Origin of the sequence: Brachybacterium sp. AOP43-C2-M15 (assembly GCF_052446295.1) — a bacterium.
GTDB lineage: Bacteria > Actinomycetota > Actinomycetes > Actinomycetales > Dermabacteraceae > Brachybacterium.
In genome coordinates this window covers 1-596 of sequence record NZ_JBQSWB010000037.1, presented here as the reverse complement: position 1 = coordinate 596, position 596 = coordinate 1, and the positions used below count along the sequence as shown (strand labels likewise).

Annotated in this window: 1 protein-coding gene; it reads right to left on the bottom strand. The window is 63.1% G+C overall.

Annotation, left to right across the window (positions count from 1 at the left end):
• On the bottom strand, nt 1–596 hold a 596-nt coding region (locus ACT3SP_RS18620), incomplete at both ends, for a superoxide dismutase (RefSeq protein ID WP_444588772.1).

The following is a 596-nucleotide window of genomic DNA, read 5'->3' as shown; positions in this document are numbered from 1 at the left end:
GCGCTCGAGCGCGCGGCCTCGAAGCGTGCCTGGACGTCGGCCCAGTTCACGATGTCCCAGATCGCCTTGACGTAATCCGCCTTCACGTTCTGGTAATCGAGGTAGAAGGCGTGCTCCCACATGTCCAGCTGGAACAGCGGGATCGTCGCGACCGGCACACCGTTCTGCTGATCGTAGAACTGCTCGATCACCAGGTTCCCGCCGATCGGCTCATAGGCCAGCACCGCCCAGCCCGAGCCCTGGATCCCCAGCGCCGCCGCCGTGAAGTGCGCACGGAACGCATCGAAGGACCCGAAGTACTCATCGATCGCCTGCGCCAGCTCACCGGTGGGCTTGTCCCCACCCTCCGGCGAGAGGTTCTTCCAGAAGATCGAATGGTTCGTGTGACCGCCCAGGTTGAACGCCAGATCCTTCGAGAACTGATTGATCGTCCCGAAGTCACCCGACTCCCGCGCCGCGGCCAGCTTCTCCAGCGCCGTGTTCGCACCCTTGACATAGGTCGCGTGGTGCTTGGAGTGATGCAGCTCCATGATCTGCCCGGAGATCGAGGGAGCCAGCGCACCGTAGTCGTACTCGAGATCAGGAAGCGTGTACTC